The organism is Methylobacterium sp. D48H, from assembly GCF_053345715.1.
The window spans coordinates 1-7,134 of the sequence record NZ_JBKFAP010000056.1 but is presented as its reverse complement, the minus strand read 5'-3'; the positions used below and the strand labels follow the sequence as shown (position 1 = coordinate 7,134).

Here is a 7,134-nt window from a genome sequence, read left to right as displayed (position 1 = left end):
GGCGCTCGACCCCGGCAAGAACCTCGACCCGCATCGCCTTGATCCGATGACTTTAACGCCAGCATTAAGGTCAGACGTCGGGCACGAGGCCCCGTCTCACAAGGCGGCTCTCACCGGAGGCGTACCACGGCCCAACAAGGCCACGCGGATGAGCACCAGACCTGCCTGGCGCATCTGGCCCGCGATGTTGCCTACGCTGTCGAGGTCAGCGACGATCCCGTCCCCTGGCGCCTGCAACTCTGGCTACAGAGCGTGTTCGCCCTGGCCGAGCGCGTCACAGACTTGGCTGCCTCGACGCTCTCGGCCAAGCGCCGCAGCCTGGATCGGCAACTCGGTGCCATCCTGGCCACGCCGAGCCGCTGTGACCTGACCCGCGACCTGCAGGCCAAGATCAGCCGCGCGCGCGATCAGCTCTTGGTGTTCCTCGCCTATCCCGGAAAGGTCGAGCCGACCAACAACGGCTCCGAGCGGCTGCTTCGTCCGGCCGTCGTGCAGCGGAAGGTGACCAACGGCTACCGCGCCATGTGGGCGGCTGAGGGCGAGGCCGCCATCCGCACCGTCGTCGACACCGCCCGCATCACAGGCAGCAGCCCCTTCAGCACCGTCCTCAAAACCATCGGTGCCTGAACCCTGCCAGCACAGGCCTGGGTAATTACCTCGATGTTGCCTTATGTTTTGAGCTAGACCGAATGAGATCGCTTAATGATTTGTAGCCAGCTTCGGAAAAGTGCACTTTATCAGGTAGGTAATTGCCACAAGGATCCGTAAAATTACAGCTTATGACCGCATCAATGTTCGTCGATGCCCATTGCTTGGATCGATCACCGTTGTCCTTGACGATTCGATTTGTTTCTATGCGGTCCGCATTACGAAACAAAAAGTCGTTCCCTCTAGGTGGTATCGGAATCACGATGCGCGCCGCATGAGGCCATATTTCATTGACTCGTCTGAGTACCGCTTCAATGCCGGAGGCGATCGCGCAGGCAGTGTCGCCTGCACTTAGATTGTTCGTTCCCACAAGAACATAAACTTTTCGAGGATGAATTACTTGAAGCTGTGCTGCTTCTAGACGCCAGAGAACGTGCTGCGTTCGGTCCAAGCCAACACCGAAATTGAAAACTTTGTTGCTGGATGCGGCGTAGTTAGTAAGTTCCGAAGGCCAGAACTGGACTAACGAGTCGCCAACGAAAACGACGTCCGGAGATCCGCTGAGCTGCTGCAATTTCTGATTAGCGATATCTATCTGTATTTGATTGGTTGGTTGTTTCGCTGAAGAGGTATCACTCGTTTCACAGGATGACGCGAGCAACTGAGAGGGAGCTAATAACGACGAGGTCATCATAGCTACTGCTGACATTAAAAAAATTCGACGGACGTTTGTTCGACCCCATGGCATTGAGCCAATAACGCATCTCCATATCAGATCAAAATTGACATGACTCTTCATAGCAGAGCAGCTCCGAAGGAGTTTTTAGGTACATTAAATAGCATATAAATTTACCGCCTGAGTGGTTCGGTCTCAATGGGCATTTCATCTCATTGGATTCGTAAATAAACTTAGACGGGGCTCATTGGAAAATCTTATCAATGAGTCCAACACAAATTCTTTGAATTGACGTGGATTTTCTTGGTGCCAGCAATGACGTAACGGTGTTAGCTATTGGCATTCCCTGGTAGGACAGAGCAACTGTAGACTTGTATGCCCCGGCTTTCTAGTCGGATGTTAGGATTGCTGCTGTGCCACATGTTCTGCACGGTGCACTGCGGTCCGCGCCTGATAAATGTAATCGTATTCAGATAGCTTTCGCTGTTGGCCTCCCAAATTGCACGATTACCAGACACCGTCCATCTAACATTATGCCCTTGGTTGTCGTTTGACCATACACCCGTTTGCAATCTGAGTCCTTTTTCAGATCCAATATAAACAAACACGTCGTTTTTCTTTCCAAAATACACGCCCAGCGAAGCCGGTGTTTCAACATCAGTGCATTGGCCGGTGTTTAAGCGGCAAACGCGGGCTAAAGCTTTAAGATTCGCTTTGATCGTGTACCCTATCAGGCTTTCTGCCGAGGCGCTGGCCGGCTGCCAGAGAAAAAGCGAAAACACGAACAATGAGGTAGGTAGTCTGATCATGGTGCGCTCAGCAAATCAAAAGCTTTAATTATCTTACTATCCGAGTTCACACAGTCAAGCTTTTCGTTTGGAGGCCGAAGGTCCTCAGCGGCCTGATGGCCGGTTAGTCCTATGAGCAACAATCAGCATACGACCTCATGACACCGCACCCATGTTCGCCGTTCAGGATGCAGAAGCTTAAATTTGAAACAGAAGTAATTGTCGATGACAATCGCAGTCTGGTCCGCGCCGCACGCGGGTGAGCAGTCCCCTACAGCTACGAGTACGTCGGCGACATTGAATGGCCGTCCCATATGTTGGCGGGCTAACCTAGCGCGGCGAACATGGCCAAGATGACGCGGATGTCCGCCCCCTCTTTGGGCGGGCAGACTCGACCTCATTACTGCATATGAGCACCGGCACCGGTCCGCTCCATATGCGAGCGGGCAAACCAGGATAGAATATCTCGATCCGGGGAATTTGGGAACCGCTCAACGCGGGCGGGCAATCCCACAATAGTCTGTAAATACAGACTATTCTCGCGCACCGCCTTACAGGCAGGCGGGCAAACCAAGGCCGACGTGATACCGAATCTAGGACAGGGCGACCACCCCCGCATACGGGCGGTCAGAACTCCGCCCTAGCCTCAGGATCAGGCAACGTGGATGGCCGCCTCACCTGCGGGCGAGCATAGCGGCGGCTGCCCAATCGAGGGCGGGCATACCTACGCGCGTCGCCAACGCTTGCGAACCGCATGGGATCGCATCATAGAATCCTGGTCAGATTGTAATGGAGAGTATCTATGGCGTTAATTATTTGGTTTGGTCTTCCAGGGGCATTTATCTATATGTTTATGTACCTGTTTTTTCCAGACGTCCTGAAAAGGCAGAAAGAAAGACGTGACCATAGGGCGATAACCAGAGCCAATAGGAAGTCTTATGGTTTCTACATCGCCATCGGTGCTTTGCTGTGCCTGGTCGCGTTGTTGCTCGCAACCCGATAGATCATAAGGGCAGCCTTGGACGCAGAGACGCCGTCGGATCTCGTGCTAAAGCTGTTCCCGGTCAGGTGGCGGGCGAAGCCTGAACTCGCCAAGCCGGTCACCAAACCGCCGGACCCAGAGGCGCTCCCGAAAGCCCTCAAAGTAGTCGCACGCGCCAACTGAACTCGCCAAGCCGGTCACCAAACCGCCGGACCCAGAGGCGCTCCCGAAAGCCCTCAAAGTAGTCGCACGCGCCAAGGAGGTCTCGCATCCAGACACACGACCAACTGCAACACTTCATCGCCAGCCCGGCCTGGGACGACAGCCTGCTCTGGACGGAGTTGGCCCGCTCCGCGGACCGGCTGGTCGGCGGATCCGATGCCTGTCTGGTGATCGACGACACGGCCCTGCCGAAGAAGGGCACGCGCTCGGTGGGTGTGGCGCGCCAGTACTGCGGGCACCTCGGCAAGAAGGCTAACTGCCAGTCGCTCGTCTCCCTCACCCTGGCGCGGAGCGAGGTGCCCGTGCCGGTGGCCCTACGTCTGTTCCTGCCGGAGGATTAGGTCGCCGACCCGGAGGGGTGCGAGCGGGCGGGCGTGCCCGAGGCGGCGGTGGTGCCGCAGAGCAAGGGCGAGATCGCGCTTGCTGAACTCGACCGCCTGCGAGCCGAGGGCGTGCGCTTCGGTGTGGTGCTGGCCGATGCCGGCTACGGCTGTAGCGCCATGTTCCGGCATGGCCTCGACGCGCGCGGGCTGGCTTGGGCGGTCGGTATCGCCAGGAACCAGAAGGTCTACGATCCCGACGTGCGGCTGGTGGAGCCGGGCGGGAGAGCGCGCAAACCTGTGCCGGATCAGGAGCCGCGGGAAGCCGAGGCGGTTCTGGCCGCGCTGCCTTGGCGACGCGTGGCGTGGCGGCAGGGCTCGAAGGGTGCGCTCTCGGCCCGGTTTGCCATGGCTCGCGTGCGGGTGGGCGACGGTCCGATCTGGGGCAACAATCGCCATCTGCCGGGCGACGAGGCCTGGCTGGTGGGCGAGTGGCGCACCTCGGGCGAGCGCAAGTACTACCTATCCAACCTGCCGTCCCGCACGACCCGGCGGGCCCTGGCCGGCACGATCAAGGCGCGCTGGGTCTGCGAGCAGGCCTACCAGCAGCTCAAGGAGGAACTCGGCCTCGACCACTTCGAGGGCCGCTCCTGGACCGGGCTGCACCGGCACGCGCTGATGACGTGCATCGCTTGTGCTTACCTGCAGCACCTGCGTTTGGCTGGGCCCGACCGGAGGGATTGGGGGAAAAAAGGTGGCCGGCCTACCGCGTCCGCCGCCGTCTCCGAGCCTGCCAGCCGTGCGTCAGGCCATCATCGGCCGACTGTTCGTGGCGATCATCCCGCCCGTGCGATGCCCGCACTGTCGGCGCCGCTTCCGGCTGCCATCTGACCTTAAAGTGCCCAGGTAGTGCTAGTGCTTTCCGCGCTCATCGTGGCGATTGGAATGATGCGCGGCCGCAACGGCAGTGCAAAATCCAACCAAGTCCCAATGAATTTCATTGCTGCTCCAACCTCTTCATATATAAACACTAATTATTTGAAGAAACGGTACCGAACTATGCCTATTATGAAGAACATTAAAGACGGCCCCGTGTTCGTCACAGGCAAATTATTTCTCGGCAATAAAAAAACGAGGTCTGCAGTCTTGGTGTTTCTTACAAGTATTTCTGTAGCAAATCCGGGGTCCTATTTATTGTGAATTGGCAAAATCAAATTTTCAGTTTTCGGTAGATCGTAGTTGGCTTTGCAATGCGAGAATGAGACGGTGAGTCAATCAGAAACGAAGCCGTTGAGCAGCTTAGCTGGCCGGTCAAGAGGGCAATCGCATGTCTTCGCACTTCAGGCCGGCACGCTGTTGCATGAATTCGAGATTGTCGATCTGCTGGGACACGGTGGGTTTGGCATCACGTACCTAGCCTTCGACTCGCTGCTTCAGGAGGCGGTGGCGATCAAAGAGTACCTGCCTGCGGAGTTGGCCGCTCGGATTTCCGACGCGTCCGTCAAGCCACGCTCGGCCAATGATGAGCCAAATTTCGCCGTGGGATTGACTGCCTTTCTGGAAGAGGCGCGCCTAATGGCGCGCTTTCGTCATAGCCGGCTCGTTCATGTGCGTCGTTTCTTCGAGATGCACGGCACCGGGTATATCGTGCTCGATTACGAGAGCGGCACAACGCTGGGTGAGCGGCTCAGCGAAGGCCCGCTTGATGAAGCTGATCTGCGGCGTGTTCTTACGGGAGTGCTCGACGGGCTTGAAGTGCTCCACGAGCAGGCGATCTTGCATCGGGATCTCAAACCTAGCAACGTTATGCTGCGCGCAGATGGCTCGCCCGTCATCATCGACTTTGGCGCAGCGCGAGATTTTCGAGGCCGCCACAGCCGCAGCGTGACGGCAATCGCCTCGCCAGGCTACTCGCCCCCTGAGCAGTATGGCGTCGGAGGGCAGCAAGGCCCCTGGACAGATCTCTATGCCCTAGGTGCCATCGCTTACCGCTGTGTGAGTGGCGTGGCACCGACCGACTCATTGCGGCGGTTGCGTAACGATCCGCTCGTTCCAGCAAGCGAACTGGCCGCGGGACGCTACGACGACGCATTGCTGCGCACGATCGACTGGATGATGCGGATTGATGAAGCCGAGCGGCCCAGTTCGGTGCAATCTGTGCGCGACGCCTTAGCAGGCTCCAGCATCCCTCAAGGGAGCACCTCGCTCCGCATCTCGGACGTTTCCATTACAGCAGGGCAGGCTGGTCATACCAAGCTCGCGTTCAAGCACCCCATCGAAGGCAACACACTCGAGCTTGCATTCAAGAACGTGGGCTCAGGCGAGTATCTCGCACCTGCAGATGGCAAGACTGGCATCTGGCAACCATCCCCGCATTACTTCTCGATCTCGCGCGTCTACGATGAAGCCGGCCATACCGTCTTTGGGGTGGGCCCCGAAGTCAGCACTCGGATGGCTAATCAGACATCGATTGCGATCGTCTCGCGAGATGGCAAAATCCAGGCATCGGGCCTGTGGAGCGTCGTTCTTCCGCGTCCATCGCACCTTTGGAGGAGGCTTGCTGCCGGTTTCCTGATCACGGTCAGCCTCGTCGGTGGCGCCTTCGGCCTTTACACGATGAGAGCTCAGCAACTGCAGAAGGCAGAACAGATCAAGCTGGAGGGTCTGTCGAAGCAGCTCGCCGACGCTCAGTTCGACCGAGCCGCGATCAGTCGCATCCTTGCGGAATGCGGCACCTCCTGTTCGGATACCCTCCGCACTGAAGTTCAGCGCAAGTTGGCTCAAATCGAGGCGGACGATGCACGGTACGCGCAGGCTGGGTCCAACGTTGACCAGCTCCGCGCCTACACACGCGAGTGCCAAATCTGCCTACACAAGGATGAGGCTATAGCACGCGCAGACGAGATAGATTCCAACAAAGCCCAGGATGCCATAAGTGCCGCCAGTAAGGCCAAAAGAGCCGACGATGAGCGCAGGGCCGCGGAGGCCAAAAGGGCCGACGATGAGCGCAAGGCCGCGGAGGCCAAAAGGACCGACGATGAGCGCAAGGCCGCGGAGGCCAAAAGGACCGACGACGAGCGCAGGGCCGCGGAGGCCAAAAGGACCGACGATGAGCGCAGGGCCGCGGAGGCCAAAAGGGCCGACGATGAGCGCAAGGCCGCGGAGGCCAAAAGGGCCGACGATGAGCGCAGGGCCGCGGAGGCCAAAAGGGCCGACGATGAGCGCAGGGCCGCGGAGGCCAAAAGGACCGACGATGAGCGCAAGGCCGCGGAGGCCAAAAGGACCGACGATGAGCGCAGGGCCGCGGAGGCCAAAAGGGCCGACGATGAGCGCAGGGCCGCGGAGGCCAAAAGGGCCGACGATGAGCGCAGGGCCGCGGAGGCCAAAAGGGCCGACGATGAGCGCAAGGCCGCGGAGGCCAAAAGGGCCGACGATGAGCGCAAGGCCGCGGAGGCCAAAAGGGCCGACGATGAGCGCAAGGCCGCGGAGGCCAAAAGG

Annotated in this window: 2 protein-coding genes and 3 pseudogenes; 4 read left to right on the top strand and 1 reads right to left on the bottom strand. The window is 58.8% G+C overall.

Annotated features, from left to right (window positions below; genetic code table 11):
- Positions 1-120 precede the first annotated feature (120 nt).
- Positions 121-627, top strand: a pseudogene (locus ACLBX8_RS31260) (IS66 family transposase); the annotation flags it as partial.
- A 25-nt stretch (positions 628-652) separates the two neighbouring features.
- Here ACLBX8_RS31260 and ACLBX8_RS31255 read toward each other — a convergent pair.
- Positions 653-1,447, bottom strand: coding sequence for a GDSL-type esterase/lipase family protein (locus ACLBX8_RS31255; protein WP_447716371.1), 795 nt, complete (start codon positions 1,445-1,447; stop codon positions 653-655).
- 1,704 nt (positions 1,448-3,151) lie between these two features.
- On the opposite strand from ACLBX8_RS31255, the pseudogene ACLBX8_RS31250 reads away from it, so the two are divergent.
- From ACLBX8_RS31250 to ACLBX8_RS31240, 3 genes and pseudogenes are all read left to right on the top strand, one after another.
- A pseudogene (locus ACLBX8_RS31250) lies at positions 3,152-3,277 on the top strand (IS481 family transposase); the annotation flags it as partial.
- 95 nt (positions 3,278-3,372) lie between these two features.
- A pseudogene (locus ACLBX8_RS31245) lies at positions 3,373-4,527 on the top strand (IS701 family transposase); the annotation flags it as partial.
- A gap of 399 nt (positions 4,528-4,926) precedes the next feature.
- Positions 4,927-7,134 (top strand): protein kinase domain-containing protein (locus tag ACLBX8_RS31240; protein ID WP_447716370.1); only part of this gene is annotated, 2,208 nt, incomplete at its 3' end.

Coding starts and splice junctions, on each gene's coding strand:
- ACLBX8_RS31255 (WP_447716371.1), bottom strand. CDS start 1,447: ATGAAGAGTCATGTCAATTTTGATCTGATATGGAGATGCGTTATTGGC.